This window comes from Candidatus Sphingomonas colombiensis (assembly GCA_029202845.1).
In the GTDB taxonomy this organism is placed as follows: domain Bacteria; phylum Pseudomonadota; class Alphaproteobacteria; order Sphingomonadales; family Sphingomonadaceae; genus Sphingomonas; species Sphingomonas colombiensis.
In genome coordinates this window covers 2,635,614-2,656,184 of the sequence record CP119315.1, presented here as the reverse complement: position 1 = coordinate 2,656,184, position 20,571 = coordinate 2,635,614, and the positions used below count along the sequence as shown (strand labels likewise).

Annotated in this window: 20 protein-coding genes and 1 tRNA gene; 13 read left to right on the top strand and 8 right to left on the bottom strand. The window is 62.8% G+C overall.

Annotation, left to right across the window (positions count from 1 at the left end; all coding sequences use genetic code 11):
- The first annotated feature begins 19 nt into the window (after positions 1 to 19).
- Genes P0Y64_12750 through rfbA form a run of 5 tightly spaced genes read left to right on the top strand, consistent with a single transcriptional unit; the run spans position 20 to position 4,400 of the window.
- Positions 20 to 961, top strand: a complete 942-nt coding sequence (locus P0Y64_12750) for a D-2-hydroxyacid dehydrogenase (protein ID WEK42260.1) — start codon at positions 20 to 22, stop codon at positions 959 to 961.
- 54 nt (positions 962 to 1,015) lie between these two features.
- Positions 1,016 to 1,582 (top strand): dTDP-4-dehydrorhamnose 3,5-epimerase, encoded by a 567-nt coding sequence (gene rfbC / locus P0Y64_12745; protein ID WEK42259.1) that lies wholly within the window; start codon positions 1,016 to 1,018, stop codon positions 1,580 to 1,582.
- 9 nt (positions 1,583 to 1,591) lie between these two features.
- Entirely contained in the window at positions 1,592 to 2,644 is a 1,053-nt protein-coding gene (gene rfbB, locus P0Y64_12740; protein ID WEK42258.1) for a dTDP-glucose 4,6-dehydratase, read from the top strand.
- Positions 2,641 to 3,528, top strand: coding sequence for a dTDP-4-dehydrorhamnose reductase (gene rfbD / locus P0Y64_12735; protein ID WEK42257.1), 888 nt, complete (start codon positions 2,641 to 2,643; stop codon positions 3,526 to 3,528). Before rfbB ends, rfbD begins: the two co-directional genes overlap by 4 nt.
- Positions 3,525 to 4,400 carry a glucose-1-phosphate thymidylyltransferase RfbA gene (rfbA, locus tag P0Y64_12730; GenBank protein WEK42256.1) on the top strand — a complete coding sequence of 292 codons (876 nt, stop codon included), beginning with the start codon at positions 3,525 to 3,527 and terminating at the stop codon, positions 4,398 to 4,400. The genes rfbD and rfbA overlap by 4 nt, the downstream gene beginning before the upstream one ends.
- Here rfbA and P0Y64_12725 read toward each other — a convergent pair.
- Complete coding sequence (locus P0Y64_12725) at positions 4,397 to 4,948, bottom strand: WHG domain-containing protein (protein ID WEK42255.1); 552 nt, start codon at positions 4,946 to 4,948, stop codon at positions 4,397 to 4,399. The genes rfbA and P0Y64_12725 overlap by 4 nt on opposite strands.
- Positions 4,949 to 5,046: 98 nt before the next feature.
- On the opposite strand from P0Y64_12725, the gene P0Y64_12720 reads away from it, so the two are divergent.
- From P0Y64_12720 to P0Y64_12705, 4 genes are all read left to right on the top strand, one after another.
- Positions 5,047 to 6,486: a carotenoid oxygenase family protein gene (locus tag P0Y64_12720; protein WEK42254.1), complete on the top strand. Its 1,440-nt coding sequence runs from the start codon at positions 5,047 to 5,049 to the stop codon at positions 6,484 to 6,486.
- Between the two features lie 40 nt (positions 6,487 to 6,526).
- Positions 6,527 to 7,306, top strand: coding sequence for an SDR family oxidoreductase (locus tag P0Y64_12715; protein WEK42253.1), 780 nt, complete (start codon positions 6,527 to 6,529; stop codon positions 7,304 to 7,306).
- A 108-nt stretch (positions 7,307 to 7,414) separates the two neighbouring features.
- Positions 7,415 to 8,788: a 3-deoxy-7-phosphoheptulonate synthase class II gene (locus P0Y64_12710; GenBank protein ID WEK42252.1), complete on the top strand. Its 1,374-nt coding sequence runs from the start codon at positions 7,415 to 7,417 to the stop codon at positions 8,786 to 8,788.
- 45 nt (positions 8,789 to 8,833) lie between these two features.
- Positions 8,834 to 8,908 (top strand) — tRNA-Glu (locus tag P0Y64_12705).
- 272 nt (positions 8,909 to 9,180) lie between these two features.
- On the opposite strand, the gene P0Y64_12700 is transcribed toward P0Y64_12705, so the two are convergent.
- Together P0Y64_12700 and P0Y64_12695 are read right to left on the bottom strand one after the other, a co-directional pair.
- Positions 9,181 to 9,861: a dihydrofolate reductase family protein gene (locus tag P0Y64_12700; protein ID WEK42251.1), complete on the bottom strand. Its 681-nt coding sequence runs from the start codon at positions 9,859 to 9,861 to the stop codon at positions 9,181 to 9,183.
- A gap of 149 nt (positions 9,862 to 10,010) precedes the next feature.
- A complete protein-coding gene (locus P0Y64_12695) occupies positions 10,011 to 11,210 on the bottom strand; it encodes a DUF2252 family protein (protein ID WEK42250.1) in 1,200 nt (399 codons plus the stop codon).
- A 418-nt stretch (positions 11,211 to 11,628) separates the two neighbouring features.
- Between P0Y64_12695 and P0Y64_12690 the strand changes: the two genes are divergently transcribed.
- Complete coding sequence (locus tag P0Y64_12690) at positions 11,629 to 12,258, top strand: hypothetical protein (protein WEK42249.1); 630 nt, start codon at positions 11,629 to 11,631, stop codon at positions 12,256 to 12,258.
- A gap of 212 nt (positions 12,259 to 12,470) precedes the next feature.
- On the opposite strand, the gene P0Y64_12685 is transcribed toward P0Y64_12690, so the two are convergent.
- The 3 genes from P0Y64_12685 to P0Y64_12675 form a co-directional block, all read right to left on the bottom strand.
- Positions 12,471 to 12,617, bottom strand: a complete 147-nt coding sequence (locus tag P0Y64_12685) for a hypothetical protein (protein WEK42248.1) — start codon at positions 12,615 to 12,617, stop codon at positions 12,471 to 12,473.
- Complete coding sequence (locus P0Y64_12680; GenBank protein WEK42247.1) at positions 12,614 to 12,841, bottom strand: hypothetical protein; 228 nt, start codon at positions 12,839 to 12,841, stop codon at positions 12,614 to 12,616. The genes P0Y64_12685 and P0Y64_12680 overlap by 4 nt, the downstream gene beginning before the upstream one ends.
- A gap of 136 nt (positions 12,842 to 12,977) precedes the next feature.
- On the bottom strand, positions 12,978 to 15,536 hold the full coding sequence (locus tag P0Y64_12675; GenBank protein ID WEK42246.1) for a TonB-dependent receptor plug domain-containing protein: 2,559 nt from the start codon (positions 15,534 to 15,536) through the stop codon (positions 12,978 to 12,980).
- Between the two features lie 813 nt (positions 15,537 to 16,349).
- Here P0Y64_12675 and P0Y64_12670 point away from each other — a divergent pair.
- Both P0Y64_12670 and P0Y64_12665 read left to right on the top strand, forming a co-directional pair.
- Positions 16,350 to 16,799 carry a hypothetical protein gene (locus P0Y64_12670; GenBank protein ID WEK42245.1) on the top strand — a complete coding sequence of 150 codons (450 nt, stop codon included), beginning with the start codon at positions 16,350 to 16,352 and terminating at the stop codon, positions 16,797 to 16,799.
- On the top strand, positions 16,771 to 17,247 hold the full coding sequence (locus tag P0Y64_12665; protein WEK42244.1) for a hypothetical protein: 477 nt from the start codon (positions 16,771 to 16,773) through the stop codon (positions 17,245 to 17,247). Before P0Y64_12670 ends, P0Y64_12665 begins: the two co-directional genes overlap by 29 nt.
- Here P0Y64_12665 and P0Y64_12660 read toward each other — a convergent pair.
- Complete coding sequence (locus tag P0Y64_12660) at positions 17,219 to 17,608, bottom strand: hypothetical protein (GenBank protein WEK42243.1); 390 nt, start codon at positions 17,606 to 17,608, stop codon at positions 17,219 to 17,221. The genes P0Y64_12665 and P0Y64_12660 overlap by 29 nt on opposite strands.
- Between P0Y64_12660 and P0Y64_12655 the strand changes: the two genes are divergently transcribed.
- Positions 17,601 to 19,568 carry an autotransporter domain-containing protein gene (locus P0Y64_12655; GenBank protein WEK42242.1) on the top strand — a complete coding sequence of 656 codons (1,968 nt, stop codon included), beginning with the start codon at positions 17,601 to 17,603 and terminating at the stop codon, positions 19,566 to 19,568. The genes P0Y64_12660 and P0Y64_12655 overlap by 8 nt on opposite strands.
- A 43-nt stretch (positions 19,569 to 19,611) precedes the next feature.
- On the opposite strand, the gene P0Y64_12650 is transcribed toward P0Y64_12655, so the two are convergent.
- Positions 19,612 to 20,508, bottom strand: coding sequence for a LysR family transcriptional regulator (locus tag P0Y64_12650; GenBank protein WEK42241.1), 897 nt, complete (start codon positions 20,506 to 20,508; stop codon positions 19,612 to 19,614).
- Positions 20,509 to 20,571: the final 63 nt, after the last annotated feature.

Sequence of the window (20,571 nt, the reverse complement as noted above, 5' to 3'; positions counted from 1 at the left end):
AGACGCTATCGTCCATGCCATGAAAGCCGTTCTGCCAGCGCTCGCCCGGGCTCTACTCGAACCCCATATCCCTGTCGGCGTCTCGGTCGCGTGGTGGAAAAGCGCGGACGAAGCGAAGGCGATGATCGCGGACGCCGATATCGCCTGGGTCGATATGGAAAAGAGCGCGAGCGTCGCGGAGACGATCCGCGCTTCGGGGCCGAACCTCAAATGGGTCTCGACAATCTATGCCGGGCTCGACGCTTTCCCACTTGATGTGCTGCGCGCGCGGCGGGCAATCGTCACCAACGGCGTAGGGATCAATACGCTGGCGGTAGCGGAATATGCGGTGATGGGCGTGCTGGTCGCCGCGAAGCGTTACGACCATATCGTCCGCGCCGCAGACCGTCACGAGTGGTTGCTCAATGCGCCCGGGATGGTCGAGCTGTACGAAACTAAGGCGCTGATCGTCGGCCTTGGCGCGATCGGGCGACTGATCGGCGAGCGGCTGGCGGCGTTCGGTATCGATGTGACCGGCGTCACGCGATCCGGGCGCGACGGCACGCTCACGCCGGATCAATGGCGCGACCGGCTCGGCGAGTTCGACTGGGTGGTGCTCGCCGCCCCATCCACATCGGATACGAAAGCGTTCATCGGCGCGGCTGAGTTGGCCGCGATGAAAAACAATGCGTGGATCATCAACATCGCGCGCGGCGACATGATCGACGACGATGCGCTGCTCGCGGCGCTCCATGGCGGCACGATCGGCGGGGCTTTTCTCGATCCGACCAACCCCGAACCGCTCCCGGCCGATCATCCCTTGTGGTCGGCGCCGAACTGCATGATCACGATGCACCTGTCGGGGCGCAGCGGACGAGCGAAGATGTTCCAGCGCGCCGCGGCGCTATTCCTGCGCAACCTTTCGGCCTTCGTCGAAGGCAAGGCGATGGAAAATGTCGCAAATCTGGACGCAGGATATTGACGTCGGACCGCATCTTAATTGCCCACTCACCAGTGCGTGGCTATGCGTCCGCTGATGAATGATAATCCTGTCCAGTTGATTGAGCCGGTGCGGCATGGTGACGCGCGCGGCTGGTTCACCGAATATTATGCCGAGCGCCGCTTTGCCGAGCGCGGGATTGCCTGTCGCTTCGTGCAGGACAATCATTCGTTGTCGGTGCCTGCGCTGACGTTGCGCGGCCTGCATTTCCAGACCCCGCCGCACGGGCAGGATAAATTGGTGCGCTGTATCCGTGGCCGCATTCTCGATGTCGCGGTGGACGTGCGGCGCGGCTCGCCGACCTATGGCCAGCATGTCGCGGTGGAGCTGTCGGCGGAGAATGGCCGACAGCTGTTCGTGGGCGTTGGGTTCGCCCACGCCTTCATGACGCTGACCGAGGATTGCGAGGTGACCTACAAGGTCTCCGATTATTACGCGCCGGAATGCGACGGCGGGATCCGCTGGGACAGCGCCGGGATCGACTGGCCGCTGCCGACCGATACGCTGCCCGAGCTGTCCGCCAAGGACGCGAAGCTCCCGACCCTCGCCGAGTTCGACAGCCCCTTTCCTTATGACGGTCGCCCGCTGGCGCCGCTTGCCTGAGGTAGTTTGATGCGCATCTTCGTCACCGGCGGGGCCGGCTTCATCGGCTCGGCGCTGGTTCGCCATCTGATCGCCAATACGACCCATGAAGTATTGAACTTCGACAAGCTGACCTATGCCGGCACGCTGTCGACCGTCGAGGAGGTGGCAGGCAGCAACCGCTATCGCTTCGTCCGGGGTGACATCTGCGATGCCGAGGCGGTGCGCGCGGCGGTCGCGGAGTTCCGCCCGGACGTGATCACCCATCTCGCCGCAGAGAGCCATGTCGATCGCTCGATCGACGCGCCCGATGCGTTCATCCAGACCAACCTCGTCGGCACCTATGTGATGCTGGCGGAGGCGCGTGGTTATTGGCAGGGGCTCGACGGCGCGGCGAAAGAGGCGTTCCGCTTCCACCATATCTCAACCGACGAGGTTTATGGCTCGCTCGGCGATACCGGGCTGTTCACTGAGGATACGTCCTACGATCCGCGCTCGCCCTATTCCGCGTCGAAGGCGGGAAGCGACCATCTCGTCAGCGCCTGGGGGCATACCTTCGGGCTGCCGGTGCTCGTCACCAATTGCTCGAACAATTACGGGCCATATCACTTCCCGGAAAAGCTGATCCCGCTGATGATCGTCAAGGCGCTCGCCGGCGAGACGCTGCCGATCTACGGGGCAGGCACCAATGTTCGCGACTGGCTGTATGTCGAGGATCACGTCCGCGCGTTGCAGGCGGTGTTCGAGCGCGGCGCGCCGGGGCGCACCTATAATGTCGGCGGCAATAACGAGAAGACCAACCTCGCGGTGGTCGAGACGGTCTGCGCGATCCTGGATGCCGAGCGTCCGCGCGCCGACGGCAAATCCTATGCCGCGCAGATCGGCTTCGTCGCTGACCGGCCGGGGCATGACGCGCGCTACGCGATCGACGCGACCCGCATCCGCGACGAACTCGGCTGGGAGCCGGCCGAGACGTTTGAGAGCGGGATCGAGAAAACGGTGCGCTGGTATCTCGCCAACGAGCCATGGTGGCGCTCGCTGGTGGAGGCGAAGGCGGCCGAACGGCGCGGGCTCGCCGCGTGAGGGAGATCCTCGTCACCGGCGGCAACGGCCAGCTCGGCACCGAGTTGAAACGCTATCCATGGCCGGCGGGGTGGCGCGTGGTCGCGGTGGATATCGACGAACTCGATCTGCGCGATACCGCTGCGATCGCCGCGATGGTCGCGTCGCGGCCATGGGCGGCGGTGATCTCGGGCGGCGCCTATACCGCCGTCGACAAGGCCGAGGACGACAGCGTCACTGCCTGGGCGGTCAACGCCCTCGCCCCGGCCGCGTTCGCGCAAGGCTGTCGCGTGGCGGATATCCCGCTGGTCCATGTCTCGACCGATTATGTGTTCGACGGGGCAAAGCAGGGCAAATGGCTCCCCACCGATCCGACCGGGCCGCTCGGCGTCTATGGCGCGTCGAAGCTCGGCGGCGATCTCGCGGTGACGAGCGGCTGCCCGCGCCACGCCATCGTCCGCACCTCATGGGTGGTAAGCGCGCACGGCAATAACTTCATCAAGACGATACTGCGCGTCGGCGCCGAGCGCGATACGTTGCGCGTGGTCGACGATCAGCATGGCGCGCCGACGGCTGCGGCCGATCTCGCCACGGCGGTCGCGACGATCGCGCTCGCCATGGCCGATGACCGCGCGGCACCAAGCGGCGTGTTCCACTTCAGCAACGCCGGCGAGACGACATGGTGCGGCTTCGCCCGCGCGATCTTCGCCGGCGCGGCGCGGCGCGGCGGCCCCTCGCCCGTCGTCGAGCCGATCGCTACCAGCGATTATCCCACGCCGGCGCGCCGCCCGGCCAACTCGCGCCTCGATCACGACGCGATCCGCGCCGCTTACGGTATCGAGCCGCGCCCGTGGCAGGCCGCGCTCGACGACATCCTCGACGAACTGATCGGAACACCCAAGTGAAAGGCATCATTCTCGCCGGCGGCTCCGGCACGCGGCTGCATCCCGCGACGCTGGCGATCAACAAGCAGCTGCTGCCGGTCTATGACAAGCCGATGATCTATTATCCGCTGTCGGTGCTGATGATGGCCGGCATCCGCGATATCCTGATCATCTCCAGCCCAGAGTTCCTCGACAATTATCGGCGGATGTTCGGCGACGGCGGCGAGTGGGGCATCGCCATCTCTTATGCCGAACAGCCCCGCCCGGAAGGGCTGGCGCAGGCGTTCACGATCGGGCGCGAGTTCGTCGGCGACGATCGGGTGGCCCTCGTGCTCGGCGACAATATCTTCTTCGGCGCACACCTCACCAACCTGCTGGCGAGCGCGGTCGCGCGTACCCATGGCGCGACCGTGTTCAGCTATCGCGTCGAAGACCCGGAACGCTACGGCGTGGTCGAGCTCGATCGCGACGGCCGCGCGATCAGCCTCGAGGAAAAGCCGGCGAAACCGAAGTCGAACTGCGCCGTCACCGGTCTCTACTTCTACGACAACCGCGTGCTCGATCTCGCCCGCGACCTGAAACCCTCGGCGCGCGGCGAGCTGGAGATCACCGATCTCAACCGCCTCTATATGGAGGCGGGCGACCTCTACGTCGAACAGATGGGGCGTGGCTATGCGTGGCTCGACACTGGCACCCACGACAGCCTGCTCGAAGCTTCCGAGTTCGTCCGCACCATCCAGCACCGCCAGGGCATCCAGATCGCCTGCCTCGAGGAAATCGCGTTCACCCACGGCTTCATCACCGCCGATCAAGCCATCGCCCGCGGCGAGGCACTGAGCAAAACCGCCTACGGCCGCGCCATCATCAACGCCGTCCGCGAGAGCAACGCCTAGCGCCTTACCCATCCGCTGACGTCGATCACGCGGTCGATCGTGGCATCGTCCACCTCGACCTGACCATCCAGCATCAGCATCGCAAGACCATGCGCCAGCGACCAGGCGCCCAGCGCGAAGGCGGCCGGATCGGTCCCAGCGGGCGCCAGCGCGACAGCAGCGGCCTGCAGCATCGCCATCGCGTCATCATCCTTCTCGCGCATGCCCTGCGGCGCCGGATGCGCGAAAACGAGCCGGAACAATCCGGGATTATCGCGCGCAAAACGGACATAGGCGGCGCCCGTCGCCTCGAACCCCGCCATGCCGCCGCCAGCCCGTTCAGAAGCCGCACGCTGCGCCGCTGCGAGCCGCTCCAGCGCCTCCCGCGCCAGCGCGGCCATCAACGCCGCTTTGTCCGGAAAATGGCGATAGACCGCCGTTGCGCTCACCCCCACCCGTCGCGCTAGCTCGCGCAGCGACAGGTCGTCGGCACTCTGTTCCTCGATCAGCCCCAGCCCGGCCGTTACCAGCGCCGCGCGCAAATCACCGTGATGATATGTCCTTGCCACTTTAGGCAGATAGCGCGCTCGATCCGACGGCCGCAAGACCCATGTTGACAGCGATCACATATAAGTTATGTTTACGCCGAACACATTGGAGAGTCGTCATGGCCGGAACCGTCGAAACCGCGATCCGCTCGGTCGTCACCAAGGGCGTCGGGATCGTTGCGGACTTCAATCGCAAGCATCTGCCACAAACCGATCACCCGTTCCTGACCGGCATCCATCAGCCGCTGACCGGCGAGATGACATTGGTCGATCTGCCCGTCACCGGCACGATCCCGGCGGCGCTAGACGGACGATATCTGCGGATCGGGCCTAACCCGGTCGTGCCCGATCCGGCGGGCTATCACTGGTTCGTGGGTGACGGGATGGTCCATGGCATCGCGCTCCGCGACGGTAAGGCCTTATGGTATCGCAATCGCTGGATACGCTCCCGCGCGCTGGCCGAAGCACTCGGCGAGGCCCCCGCTCCCGGCCCGCGCCACGGTGGCTTCGACACGGTGAACACCAACGTCATCGATATAGCCGGCCGCACCTGGGCACTGGTCGAGGCCGGCAGCTATCCGGTCGAACTGAATGAGACGCTGGACGAACAGACCTATAATCCCTTCGACGGCACGCTGGAGGGATCGTTCACCGCCCACCCGCATCACGATCCGCTAACCGGCGAGCATCACGCCATAACCTACGAAGCCACCGATCCGAACACGATCCACCACGTCGTCGTCTCGGCCGAGGGCAAGGTAATCCGCGAACTGCCGATCGCGGTGAAAAACGGCCCCTCGATCCATGATTGCGCGATCACCGCGCGTTATGCCGTGATCCTCGATCTGCCGGTCACCTTTTCGATGAAGGCGCTAATCGGCGGCCATCGCTTCCCCTATCGCTGGAACCCGGAACACCACGCCCGCGTCGGCCTGCTCCCGCGAAACGGCACGGCGGAGGACGTGATCTGGTGCGACATGGATCCAGTTTACGTTTTCCATGTCGCCAATGCATACGATGCCCCCGACGGCACGGTGGTGATGGACGTTTGCGCCTATCAGACGATGTTCGCCGACGGGATGGAGGGGCCGAACGGGCGCAACATGGGCCTCGAACGCTGGACGATCGATCCGGTCGCCAAAACGGTGACACGGCGCACGATAGACGCCAGCGCGCAGGAATTCCCCCGCCCGGACGAACGCCGCTTCGGCCAGTCCTATCGCTACGCTTATGCGATGGCGCTGCCCGAAAGTGATGACGACCAGTTCCTTGGCGCGACGCGGCTCTACAAGCACGATCTCGAAACCGGCATGCGCGAAACACACGAATTCGGCGCCGGCCGCTATCCGGGCGAATTCGTATTCGTCCCCGCCCACTCAGATGCGGCGGAGGATGAGGGCTGGCTGATCGGTCTGGTGATCGATCTGCCGCGCGAAACGACCGATCTCGCGATCATCGACGCGCGCGATTTCACCGGCGAGCCGGTCGCCAGCGTGCGTGTGCCCCATCGTATCCCGCCGGGCTTCCACGGCAATTGGCTGGCTTCACAGCGCGGCTGAACCGGTCCATGCGCGTTCATCTGGACTAGGAGGAGCGCGCATGGATCTTGGGCTGAACGGCAAGACGGCAATCGTCTGCGCATCGAGCCACGGCCTTGGCCGCGCCTGTGCGACCGAATTGGCACGCGCCGGCTGCACGCTGGTGCTCAACGGACGCGATGCGGATGCGCTCGACGCCACCGCGCGCGCAATCCGCGACGAAACCGGCGTAAACGTCGAGGCGATCGCAGGCGATATCGCCGACGCGGGGGTGCAGCACGCGTTGATCTCAGCCGCGCCGACCGTCGATATCCTCATCAATAACAATGGCGGCCCGCCGCTGCGCGATTTCCGGCAGTTGGACAGCGCGGCGATTCACGCCGGGCTCGACGCCAATATGGTTACCCCGATCCGCATGGTGCAGCAGGTGGTTGACGGCATGGTCGAACGCGGTTTCGGGCGGATCGTATGCATCACCTCAGCCTCGGTGAAGGCCCCCACCCCAGGCCTCGATCTGTCGAGCGGCGCGCGGATTGGGCTCACCGGCTTCCTCGCCGGAGTGGCGCGACAGGTCGCCGCATCTGGCGTGACGATCAACTTCCTGCTCCCCGGCCTGTTTGCGACGCGGCGGCTGGAAGGCGTCACCCGTTTCGCCGCGCAGACGGCCGACGTGGATTTTGACGAAGCCGAGCGCCGCAACCGCGAGCGCATCCCCGCGCGCCGCTTCGGCGATCCGGCGGAATTCGGCGCGACCTGCGCGTTCCTCTGCTCACAACAGGCTGGCTACATCACCGGGCAGAGCCTGTTGATCGATGGCGGCAGCTACGCTGGAATCATGTGAAACTGGGCAGCGCAATTATGGCGCCTGCCCACCCAAAGCTTTCCTTCGTTGCATCGCGGCGCTATCGCCCCCAGCTTGATTACTCTTTGTATCGACGGAAAGTGTGCCATGGCCGCCAATTGGGCCCCCGATAGCTGGACCTCGCATGAGGCGCGCCAGCTTCCTGACTATCCCGACGCCGCCGCGCTGAACGCGGCGACCGATCAGCTCGGCAGCTATCCGCCGCTCGTGTTTGCGGGCGAGGCACGCAATCTCACCGCCGATCTGGCGCATGTCGCGGCGGGCAAGGGCTTTCTGCTGCAGGGCGGCGATTGCGCGGAGAGCTTCGCCGAATTCCACCCGAACAACATCCGCGATACTTTCCGGGTGATCCTGCAGATGGCGGTGGTGCTCACCTTCGCATCCAAGCTGCCGGTGGTGAAGGTTGGGCGCATGGCCGGCCAGTTCGCCAAGCCGCGCTCGGCGCCGACCGAGACGATCGATGGCGTGGAACTGCCAAGCTATCGCGGCGATAACGTCAACGACATCGCCTTCACCCCGCAATCGCGCATCCCCGATCCGGCGCGCATGGTGCGCGGCTACAATCAGTCCGCCGCGACGCTCAACCTGCTGCGCGCCTTTGCTGGCGGCGGCTATGCCAATCTGCATCAGGTTCATCGCTGGACGCATGATTTCATGGGCCGCTCGCCCTGGGCTGCGAAATATGCCGAGACTGCGGATCGCATCGGTGAGGCGCTGGAGTTCATGGCGGCGTGCGGGATCGACCCGGAAACCGTGCCGCAACTTGCGCAGACTCAATTCTACACCAGCCACGAGGCGCTGTTGCTCCCCTACGAGCAGGCGTTGACGCGGCAGGATTCGCTGACCGGCGACTGGTACGACACCAGCGCGCACATGCTGTGGATCGGTGACCGCACCCGTTTTGAGGGCTCCGCGCATGTCGAGTTCCTGCGCGGTGTCGGCAATCCGATCGGCGTGAAGTGCGGGCCGAGCCTGGAGCCGGACGAATTGTTGCGCCTGCTCGATCTGCTCAATCCGGCAAGGACGCCGGGGCGGATCACACTGATCACGCGCTACGGTCATGACAAGATCGAGGCCGCCTTCCCCCGGCTGCTCCGCGCCGTCACGCGCGAAGGGCATCCGGTGGTGTGGAGCTGCGATCCGATGCACGGCAACGTCATCAAGGCTGCCACCGGCTATAAGACGCGTCCGTTCGAACGTATCCTCGCGGAAGTGCGCGGCTTCTTCGCCGTGCACCGCGCCGAGGGAACCCATGCCGGCGGCATCCATGCGGAGATGACCGGGCAGAATGTCACCGAATGCACCGGCGGCGCGATCGACGTGACCGAACAGTCGCTCGCCGATCGCTATCACACGCATTGCGATCCGCGCCTGAATGCTGGCCAGAGCCTCGAACTCGCGTTCCTGCTGGCGGAGATGCTGAACGAAGAAATGGCGGAGCGACGCAAAGCAGCAGCTTGACGCGGGGCGCGGCGGGCCCTAATCGCCCGCCTCCACCTGCAAGATGGCCCCTTCGTCTAGCGGTTAGGACGTCGCCCTCTCACGGCGAAAACACGGGTTCGATTCCCGTAGGGGTCACCAGTGGCGGAAATTCGCCCTTTCTGCTGCTTCGGCGCGGCGGCCTTTCCCACCGCGAGCGACATAATCCCCCCCGCTTTTCACGCGCCGGAAGACAATTCCGCGCTCAAAGCGGGCCAAACAGCAAAACGACCACGCTTGCCGATTGATGGCAGTCCTAGATCTGTTCGCCTTTTTTCGGGGAAGATAACGCGCCGAGAGCTGGCAAATGGCCGACGGGCGCATCGTCAGACATTTGGGGTTGCCGGCCAACGAACCTACAAAATAGCAGGCGCTTATTCGCTATTCACGCCCGCCAGTACGACGTGCGTCGCGAGGTCGGTGCCCGTGGATTCCATCACGCGATAGCCAAGGGCGGTGAGATCCAAACCCTCGAACATTGCTTCGCCCCGCCCGAGCAAAACAGGCGAAAGCGCAAAATGCAGTTCATCGATCAAGCCGGCTTGCAGGTATTGGCGAACGGTGGAAACCCCACCTCCGATCTTGACGTCAAGAGTTCCTGCAGCGGCGCGTGCGCGTTCAAGCGCGGCGTGGATCCCATCCGTGACGAAGTGGAAAATTGTGCCACCCTCCATGACGATCGGTTCGCGGGCATGGTGCGTCAGGACAAATGTCGGAGCGTGATAGGGCGGATTATCGCCCCACCAGCCCCTCCAGTCGTCGTCCGGCCATGCCCCGCGCATGGGACCGAACATGTTCCTGCCCAAAATGAAGGCGCCGAACCCGTCCATCGAGCGGTGCGCAAAGGTTTCATCCACACCCTCTGAGCCACCGCCCTCACCCACCATCGCCTTGAACGACTTAGTTCCGAAGAACCAGTTGTGGAGTTCCTTCCCGCGCTTTCCCAGAGGGTCCTCAAGACTCTGTTCCGGGCCGGCGCCAAAGCCATCCAGCGACAGCGAAAACCCCGCGACTCTGACGCGTGTCACCCGGACCTCCTTCTTTGTTTGCAGCATGCTGCCCTGGTGAACGACGCGCTGCAATCAGGAGGCAAGCGCGCAGCCTTGAAAGGAAAGTTTCCGTCGACAGCCGGCGGATGATCCGACAACGAACCCATGTCCCAAAGGCCGCCCCCTACAATCGAGCTGCCCCGCGATCACATCAATTATGCGGCCTTGGAAAGTGCGAATTGGCGACAATGCTGGAGATATCCCGCTTCATGGGTCGAGGACAAATCAACAATGCTGTCCCATAACCAGGATGGAGCATCGATGTTAAGCGAGCTGTAGTCGAGAAGAGTTTTGCGCCAGGCCGCCCGACGCTCCTTTTCCATCTGGCGTGCGTGAGCGGTGCCGACGATATAGGCAAGATAACGTGCGGCCTTGACCGCCTGATCTTGGGAAAATTGCTCAACCTCCAGTTTTAGATCCTGCGGCGCAAGTTCACGGATAAAAACCGATTTCCCCAACAATCGGGCGGCGATCATCCTGTTGCCGAGATAGGGAGAGAGAGCGCGGGCACCCGCTACAACGCGCATTGCAGGATCTTTCGGCATCCTGGCACGCTTGCTCGCCGGGGCGGCAGGCCTGATGGCTTCCTTCAAGTCCACCAGGGCATAATCGGCCCTCCCTTTCGCACCGTTGATGCGAAGGAGCGCCGCATAGCGTAATAGTCCAAGCGAACTACAGCCTTTCATCCAATAAGCTGCGTCAACCAGTTCGACTGCGCGATCCTCGTCTTTCGGATTCAACGAGAGAATCTGCCGTTGCATCTCCGGGTCGGCGAAAAGATCGGTGAGTGCGGTTCGCTCCCGCGCCTCGATTGGCCAGAATTTCTTGCCCAGCGGGATCGAGGGGCTTGTGCCGTCGATGCGCTCTCGCGCCAGATGTCGCCAGCGGCGCCCCATCGCGCGCCGCTTTACCGAGCGGACAACGTCCGGCTCCGGGGCTGCATCATCGTCCTCAGGTTCGACCAGCGCGTGAATGTATCCCTCAATCATTTGCTCGACCATGTGCGCGGTGGTGACCCCGGGCAGATCGGAGCCCCGGGCGGCCGTAGCCAGCGACAGGCCGAGGCGAATGAGGTCGTGCGCGGGGTTTCCGACAACGGTTTGATCCAGATCGCGAATTTGAATCTTTACCGCCCCGTCGCCATCTGAGACCGGCCCGAGATTGCCAAGATGACAATCGCCGCAAATCCAGATTGGCGGCCCAACCGGCAACATGCGTGCAACTGGGGACTCCGCCAGCCATTCGTAGAATTTGACTGTATTGCCGCGCACATACGCATGCGCCGATCGTGCCATCTTCAACTCGCGTGCCGCATTGAGGGTCGGCAGACGATCGAGTTTTTTGACAGGCTTCATTGCTTCCCTCTCACCCAAATTTCGTTGCGGACGGGAACAAGGCGTTCAGGTCAGGAAAAAGGAATACAGATCTCGCGCGTTAGTTTCACGGCTCCCTGCTTTTTGCCGCTGACCAGGAAGGAGTGTTCGACCTTTGGTCCCGGGTCGCGCTTTGGTAAAACCCGCGCCGAGTGAGACGATGGAGCGCTAACGCGCGCGTGTATCTCGCTGGTACTGGCGCGCCCAATCTATCGACACATGCATCATCAGAAGCATCGCGATCCGTCCTCAAAAAAACACGTTTCTACAATAATTTAGCTGATCCAGCGAGGCTCATCTCGTGCGACGCCCGCGTGCGCAATGGGAACGAGCGGGGACATGGGTTCGTTGGCAGCGCAGTCTGGGGGCCTAAAAGGAGTAGATCATGCGTAAGATTATGATGATCCGCGCGGCCGCGTTGTCCGCCCTGATGATCGTTTCAGCCGGTCCCGCTGCGGCCGAAGGCAAAGGCGATCGGGCGAAAGCCGCGATCGCGGAGGCGCAAGGCAAAATCGATGCGCTCAATGCAATGGGTACCAGTGGCGATGCGCCGCGAACCAGCGCTGACGCGATGGCCGATTTGCGATCGGCTCAGGACGAATTGCGCGCTGGCCACAAGCAGGAAGCGATCGACGCGGCCCATCGCGCCTCGCACGCCGCCGACACCGCGATCGGGGTAGCGCAGAGGGAGCGGCGTGATGCCGCTGCGCGTCAGGCGGATACCACAGCAGCCACACAGGCCCAGGTATCTGCAGCGCAGGATGAGGCCGCTGAAGCGCACCAGCAGGCCGACGCCGCAAACGCGCGCGCGGCCACTGCTGAGCAGGCCGCCTCGTCGGCGGCGGCGGATGCCGCAGCCGCGCGCGCGGCTGCGAGCACCCCACCCACAACGACGGTGACGACCGAAACCTCGCACACCGCCATGGCTGCGCCGCTCAAGAAGCGCGTTGTTCGTCGCACCGTGCACCGCACAACCGCTCAACCGACGACCGTGACGGAGAAGACCACCACCACGGTTAGCCCGCAGTAGAGCTGACACGGGCCGTCTGCATGCGCGGACGGCCCGGTTTATCACCAACGCGAGATCTGAAATCTGCGCCACCGGCTCCCAACGCTGAGTCCAACTGGTCCCAATCTGACGGCGCGGGATTTTGCACCTCGATCGGCATCGGTCGATTCACGTCGTTGCGCCGTCATTCGTCGGGTGGCCGCTTGTTATGCCACAGGGTCAGGACTCGCTGATCAGAGCCAGAAGATCGCGGTGACGGCGAGCGCGATGTCGGAGAACAAGCCTGCTGGGCTTGATACCGTACAGTGCGTCTTCAAATAGTTCGCGCCCATCAGCACGGGCTTTCGCTCGGTGCCGGCGGCAGCCAGCCCTTCCGTCATCCGGACGAAAACGCCCAGCCGACCCGAGCGCCTCCGCCGGTCATACAGCGTCCTGTGGGGACATGTTCCTTCGATGCATCTCGCCACCGCCGCCGGTTGCGGTTGACGAAGATGATCCCGCTCAACACACGCCGGTCTTCTACCCGCGTCTTGGCATGGCTCTTTGCCAAATACGGCTCCAGCCGCACAATCTTCTCGTCGGTCAGCCAGCGACGCCAGTTCATATCCAGTCTCCCCGCAGAGCCTGAATCAGATCGCGCCTCGAGCATTTTGCATCGAGATATCGTGCTCCAATTGCCTGACACAGGCGAGGTCTCGATAAGCGCGACCTCGCCTGGTCATTCCCGTCGTCCCGTTGCGTCAATAGGCCGCAGATAGTGTCAGGAACCATTGGCGCGGCGCAATTGGATAGGCCGAATAGCTGTTGGTCGCCGATCCCACCGATAAGGTCGACACACCCTTTTTGTCAGTAAGGTTGGTGACGTTGAGCGCGATTTCGGCCTTGCGCAAAGGCAGGACATTTTCCGGCATTCGTGCGGCGACACGCAGCGAAGTCAGGAAATAGGAGGGCACACTCGCATCGTTGCTGAAAGTGGCGAAGCGGCGGCCGACGAAATCGCCAATCAGCTGCACCTCGAACGGGCCGCCAGAGAGCGTGGCGACCGTCTTGTTCATCCATTTAGGCGTGCCGGGCAATTGCTTGCCGCAGGTCGGCACGACGCCGTTGGTCACCAGATAGCCGCCGATGCATGTTCCAGTGGCAGCGCCGATGCCGATGGCTGTCGCCGTATAATCGCTCTGATATTTCGACAGATTGTACGACGTTGCATTGTAGAGCGAGAAGGCGCGGCCAAAGCGGAGCGTGAAAGCGGCGTCCACGCCATCCGTTTTCACGTCTCCCACATTGACGAGGATCGACGTGCCCCCAGTAATACCGCCGCCCGCGATGCCGCCCGGGTTGGTCGAGATCGCCAGCAGACGGTTGCTGAACACTACGTGGTAATAATTGATCTGCGCGTCGAGCCCGATGTCGCCGGAGAAGCTGCGGTGCGTGCGCAAGCCGCCCTCATAGGTCCAGCTGCTCTCTGGCTTGCCCTGCTGCGCGAAGGCGTCAAACGCCGCCTGGCTTCCCGTGAACCAGGGGCCGCCACCGCCCGCGAGATATGCCTGATACTGCCGCAGGTTCTTCTGGACGTTGAAATAGGCCTGTTCGTGGCCATTGAGATCATAGGTCGCGCCGATTGCCGGCAGGAACCAGCGCAGCGTGTTGATCCGGCCCTGAGGCAGGCCGCCGGACAGGCCCGAGAGTGAGCCGGCCTTGGGCTGTACCGGGAACCAGCCGTTCGCCCATTGCGCGCTCGTTTTGAAGCCGGCCTGGAGGAGCAACTTGTCGGTCGCTTGCCAGGTATCCTGAAGATGGAGCTGAAGCTGGTTGATCCGCGCCTCACCCTGATACTGGGTGAACAGTGGCTGCGCGGCCTCCAGTGGGCGGATGTAGGGCGTGCTTGATGCCGGGTTGTTGACATCGACTGCATACCAGCGCCGCCATTGCGTGGTGCTGTTGCGCTCGAACCAGCCGCCGAATTCGATTTTGTGATCGCCGATCTCCGCGCTGAGGGCTGAGATCACGCCGCCGCGATCGATGCGATATTCGGTTGTGCGCGTGATAAGCCCCGAGCCGCCCGTCGCGGCGACCAGCGCCGCCCCCGCCGCTGCCGCTTGCGCGTCGGTCAGCGCGGTGCAGGCGGCGGGGCGAACACCATTGTTGTTGCCCGTGAAGCGGCAGTTGCTGGGCAGCGCCGCATAATTGGGATCGAGATAGGCCTGTGCGGTCGTGATCGACTGGCCGAGCGGTCCGGCAACGACGCCCGCGCCGTCATTGTGGTGGAAATATCCGGTCGTCGACCAAGTGACCTTATCCGACAGATGCGCATCATAGCGTGCATAAGCGAGATAATCGGTGCGCTGCGCATCCGAATAGTAATTACGATAATTGCTGCCCTCGGAAGCCGGCGAATTGCCCAGCGCGCTCAGATATGATGTCCGATACGTGGCGAAGTCCGGATAGAAGAATGGCTTCGTGTAGGGCGTGTAGAGCTGGACGGCCGAGGCAGTCTGACCTGCTGCGATGTTCGGCTTATAGAAGACCGTCGAATCTTCGTTCGGCTGGGTCATGTCGTTATAATCGAAATAGAGCGTCAGCTTGCCGATCTTGTCGTCATGGACGAACTTGGCATTGGCCTGATAACCGCCCTGATTACCATTGAAATCCCACGCGCGGGCATGCTGTCGCGCCGCCGAGATATAGGCCGAATTGCTGCCGTCCGCGCCAAACGCGCCGCTATCGATCCGCACGAAGGTTCGTGAGGTGCTGTAGCTGCCGAACGTCTGCGACGCCTGAATGCCGAGTTTGTCGAGCGGGTTCGACGAGTAGGTTTCGACGGTGCCGCCAAGGTTGCTGTTCGACGCGGTGGCGAGATCGCCCGCGCCCGTCGCCACGACGACGCGGCCGACATTTTCGGAAATCACCGCGCGCTGCGGGGAAAGGCCATTGTAATTGCCGTAGCTCTGGTCACCGAGTGGAATGCCGTCCATCGTGTAACCAAGCTGGTTGGCGGCGAAACCGTGGATGAAAATCTGCGCGTTCTGCTCGTTATATCCCCATGGATCGGCGGTGATGTAGAGCACGCCGGGCAGCGTCTGGATCGCCTTCAGCGGTGAGACGCCCGGCAGGATCTTCTGAATTTCGCTTTGCGGAATCGCGGTCGCCGAGCGGGTGGATTTGGCGTTGACGATGATCGTCGAAGCATCGTCTGCCGCTGCATCGTTCGCATCTGGTCCGGCCGTCTGAGCGGACGCCGTGTTGGCGTAAAGAAGTGCGCCGGCAAGTGCGAGCAGGCTGGAAGTAAATCGGATCACGGCAGGCCCCCTTCGTGCAGTCATTGCTGCAATGCAGAACGGAACGGCTGTGCATCGATAGAATGCCATTCTCGCGTCATTTCCGTTGCGACGGGATGACAATGGATGGCCGCCCCATTCGCCGATCGGGCCGGGGTGCAATTTACCGCTACGGAATGCTCGATTCCACGTCGATCGCGGGCGATCGCCCGCTTTCCTTCAGGCGATAAGAATTTCTGATGAGTTTCGTTCGGTCGCCGGTTTAGCCCTGCCACGCATTGGCGGAAGTTATCGGAAAGGCCGACCTACACACCGCTGCGGGTGGGCAGGTGATGGAGGGCTATCGGCAGTGAGACGATTCAAAACCTGTCCCGGGAACTCGACCTGTCGGAAGCGCGGTATCGCGGGTAGTGCGACCAATGCGTAACCGCCCATTGATCGGAGTAAGGCGGAAGCGTGAGCGGACTTCGTCCATCATTCGTCCGCGCAATCGCCGATCACCGTGGACGCAGCCTCGAAGCCTAGTACCCCCATCCGCAAAACATCATCGTCCATTGCGATAGTCCGATGCGAGTAACGACCTTCGCCGAGATGGGCGGCCACCAATCACCTGCTTCAACGCGAAAACGATTTACGGCGACGAAAATTTAACCCCCTTATCGCTCGCCCCGCCCTTATGCCCCTCCTTCATAACAGGATTTTCCAGCACCAGGCGGTCCGGAAAACGGCAGGCGGGTCAGGCCGTACGAATACGGGCATTCATTGTTAACGATCTCCCCCTACGGGACGATGAGGCGAGGATGAACCCCTCGCAAACACGGGAGTTTTTCATTGATGAAGTTCGTAAACCGCGCCGCCGCGGTGAAGGTGGCGCTTTGTTCCAGTGCATCGCTTGTCCTCTTGGTTACCACGCCTGCTTGGGCAGCTCCGCAGGTACTTTCGGGTGATTTTATCAAGATTGGGTTGAATGATGCCGGCACCCTGGGCTTTGGGGGCAATACATCTCCCGGTATTCTGTACGATGGCACCGGTTCCGGCTCGTTCAACCCGAACTACGACTATCTAACGCCGGGTAGCCCGTTCGAGGGGTTCACTATCAGCGGCACGAAGGGCGGATCTACATTTGGCTACGTCAACAACAATGACGGGACCCTGAGCATTACGGGCGGCTCGCTGACCAGTTACAACGGCGTTGCATATAACGGCTCAACCTACGACCAGCGCGCGGTTTGGACCGGCAACCGTCAACAACGTCTTGTCGATCACGAACGATTATTACTTTAATAAGACCGACCAGCAGGTCCACATCACCACCAGCATCAAGGCGATCGGCGACCTCACCGGCCTGAGCTTTGCGCGCGTACTCGATCCCGACGCCATGGCGGCGCCAGGTGATTCAAGTGAAACCAACAACTATCGCGGCAACGGCACGGTGTCGGCGAACGACCTTGTCTACGCAGAAGCACTGGCCTCGAAATATGTGATCGGACTCTACACGACGACCGCTTACCAGCACAACTCGGCCGTTACCGACTGGACCACCGATACCGCATCTTATCTCAACGGCACCAACGTCGGTCATGGCGATAACACGATCGGCCTTGGGTTTTTGCTCGGTGATCTCCTGGCCGGATCGTCGCTGAGTTTCAATTACGCCTATATCTTCGGCACTGATATCTCTTCGGCGATCGGTAGCGCGAACATCACCGGCACCAGCAAGCCAGCGAGCTGATCGATGGGTCCGTTCTCCCGGTTTTCGATGGAGGCACCCTTGTGGTCGATGCGCCCGTCAGCGTCGGGAAGGACATCGCGATCACCACGAGCAACGGAACGATCGATACGGCCGGCAACGGCGCGATGCGTTCACCGGCGTGATCAGCGGCGATGGCGGCCTGACGAAGACCGGCGACGGCACGCTCGTACTGACCGGTGCGAACAGCTACACCGGCGGCACGACGATCGCGGGCGGCACGCTGGTCGGCAACACCACGAGCATCCAGGGCAATGTCGTCAACAATGCCGCGCTGGTGCTGGACCAGAACAGCGACGGCACGTTCGGCGGCGTCCATCTCCGGCAGCGGATCATTGACCAAGGATGGCACCGGCACCGTCGTACTGACCGGGGCGAACAGCTATACCGGCGGCACGACGATCGCGGGCGGCACGCTGGTCGGCAACACCGCGAGCCTGCAAGGCAACGTCGCGAACGCTGGCACGCTGGTATTCGCACAGGCGGCAAACGGCACCTTCGCGGGCGCGGTTTCGGGCAGCGGCGCGCTGGTCAAGACCGGGACCGGCACGCTTGTGCTGACCGGCGCGAACAGCTTCACCGGCGGCACGACGATCACCGGCGGCACGCTGGTCGGCAACAGCGCCAGCATCCAGGGCAATGTCGTTAACGGCGGCAGCCTCGTTTTCGATCAGGCCAGCGACGGCGTCTATGCGGGTCGTATCGGCGGATCGGGCGGCTTCGTGAAGCAGGGGGCGGGTTCGCTCAATCTTACGGGCGCCAGCGACTATAACGGCGCTACCAGCGTCAATGAGGGTCGGCTTGCCGTCAATGGCTCGCTCGCCAACTCGATCATCACTGTCGGGAGCAACGGCACGATCGGTGGCAACGGCACCGTCGGTGGCCTGATCGTCCGCAACGGAGGGACCGCGGCGCCGGGCAATTCGATCGGTCATCTCACGGTTGCGGGTAACCTCACCTTTGAGAAAGGGTCGACTTATGCCGTGGAGATAAACGCCGGCGGCAGCACGGATCAGATCTCGACCAGCGGCGTGGCGAAGATCGACGGCGGCACCGTGAAGGTGTTGGCGGAAGCGGGCGATTACAAGCCGCAGACGAGCTATGTGATCCTTTCCGCCGCCGGCGGCGTCAGGGGGAAGTTCGACAATGTGACGAGCAACCTTGCGTTTCTCGTCCCGACGCTCGGCTATGGCACCGATCGCGTTACGCTGACGATGACCCGCAATGACGTGACGTTCGCTCAGGCCGGGCGCACCGCCAACCAGACCGCAGTGGGCGGCGCGATCGATGGGAGGTTCCTGATCGGCAGCGCGATCTATGACGCGCTGGTGGGCTCTTCGCGGGAACAGATCGCCGCAGGGCTGGATAGCCTGTCAGGCGAAATCCACGCTTCGGCGCTTTCGGCCGCGGCCGATGATGGCAGCCGTCTTCGGCGCACGCTCCTCGATCGGGCGCAGAGCGCCGTCGCGTCATCCAATTCGGATCGCAAGGTCGCGTTGTGGTCGCAGGTCGGCGGAAATTGGGCGAGCAAGGACGGCAATGGCAACGCCGCCAATGTCGATACGTCCGGCTATCAGTTGATCGCGGGGATCGAATTCAATCCCACCGAGAACGTGAAGATCGGCGCAGCCGGCGGCACTGCGCATTCGGACGTGACCGTGAAGCGGCGGGGCTCCTCGGCCGATATCGATACGGTGTTCGGCGCCGCCTATGCCAGCGTGGCCTTCGGTGCCGCCACCATTCGCGGCGGCGCAAGCTATTCGGATCTCGACATCGCCACCCATCGAACGGTCGACTATCGCTCGCTCCATGACGAACTGCGCGCCAGCTATGGTGGCTCGCTCACCCAGGCATTCGGTGAAATCGGCTATACGATGCCTTTGGGCAAAGGGTCGGTCGAGCCGTTCGCCGGCTTCAGCGGGATGTGGCTGAAGAACACCACCTTCACCGAAACCGGGGCATCCGCTGCGCTGAAGGGCAACGACGACAATCGTGCCTATGGTTGGACCTCGCTGGGGTTGCGTGCGACGATCGGCGATGCTCGATCGCGAGTCGTTGGCCGCGCCCGCATTGCATGGGAACACGCCACAAGCGATGTCGGGGTGAACTCCCATATGACTTTCGGCACGGGTGGCGGCTTCACGGTCGAAGGCGCCCCATTGTCGAAGGACAATGCGAGCGTAGAGGCCGGTCTGGAATGGCGCGCGACGTCTGCGCTGTCATTCAATGCCGGATATACGGGGGTTATCAGCAATCGCGGGGAGGACCATGGGGTCCGAGCCACGGCTGCGATCCGCTTCTGAGCAAAACCGAGGCCGGCTTTAACGCCGGCCTCGACCTGCCTGCTTAGCGCGCTCGATATCGCAGAGCGTCGACAACCAGGGAAAATGCGGGCGAAGCATGGCGCCGGCTGGGATAATACAGGTGGTAACCCGGAAACGGCAGGCACCAATCATCCAGCGCCCTGACTAATCTTCCGTGCGCGAGATGCTCCAGGATTAGATCCTCCGGAACATAGGCCAGCCCCAATCCATCCAGCACCGATGCGAGCCGCACAGCCGAATTGTTGACCACGAGTTGTCCCTCCACCCGGACGCGAAGCTCATGGCCATCCTTTTCGAACTCCCACGCATAGATCCCACCATAAGTGGGCAGCCTGATATTGATGCAGTTGTGAACTGTCAGATCCTGCGGCGTCACCGGCCGGGGATGCTGTTCAAAGTAGCCAGGCGCTCCCACGACGGCCATGCGCATATCCGGGCCGATACGCACCGCGATCATATCCTTCGCAACCTGCTCGCCGAGACGCACGCCCGCGTCATATCCCTGGGCAACGATGTCGGTCAGTCCATAATCGACGATGATTTCAACGTGCACGTCGGGATGATCGGGCAGAAAACGTCGCAGCGCAGGCTGCAGGATCGACACGGAGGGATGCTCCCCGGCAGAGATCCGCACGGTGCCTGCCGGCTTGTCGCGAAGTGCACTCAGTTCCCCCAATTCCTGCTCGATCTCTTCGAACCGAGGGGCCAGCGTCCGCAATAGCCTTCCGCCTGCCTCGGTCGTCGAGACGCTACGGGTGGTCCGTGTTAGGAGCCGCATTCCAAGCCGCGCCTCCAGTCCCTTGATCGTTTGACTCAATGCTGACTGGGAGACACCCAGCTTGGCTGCGGCGCGGGTGAAGCTGCGTTCCGTGGCGACCGTGACGAACGCGGCGAGGTTGTTGAAATTCTCGGTCGACATTCAGTAGCTCAACTTATGATAACATCCCGATTGTAACGTCTAATCGCTAGCTGCTGATAGTCA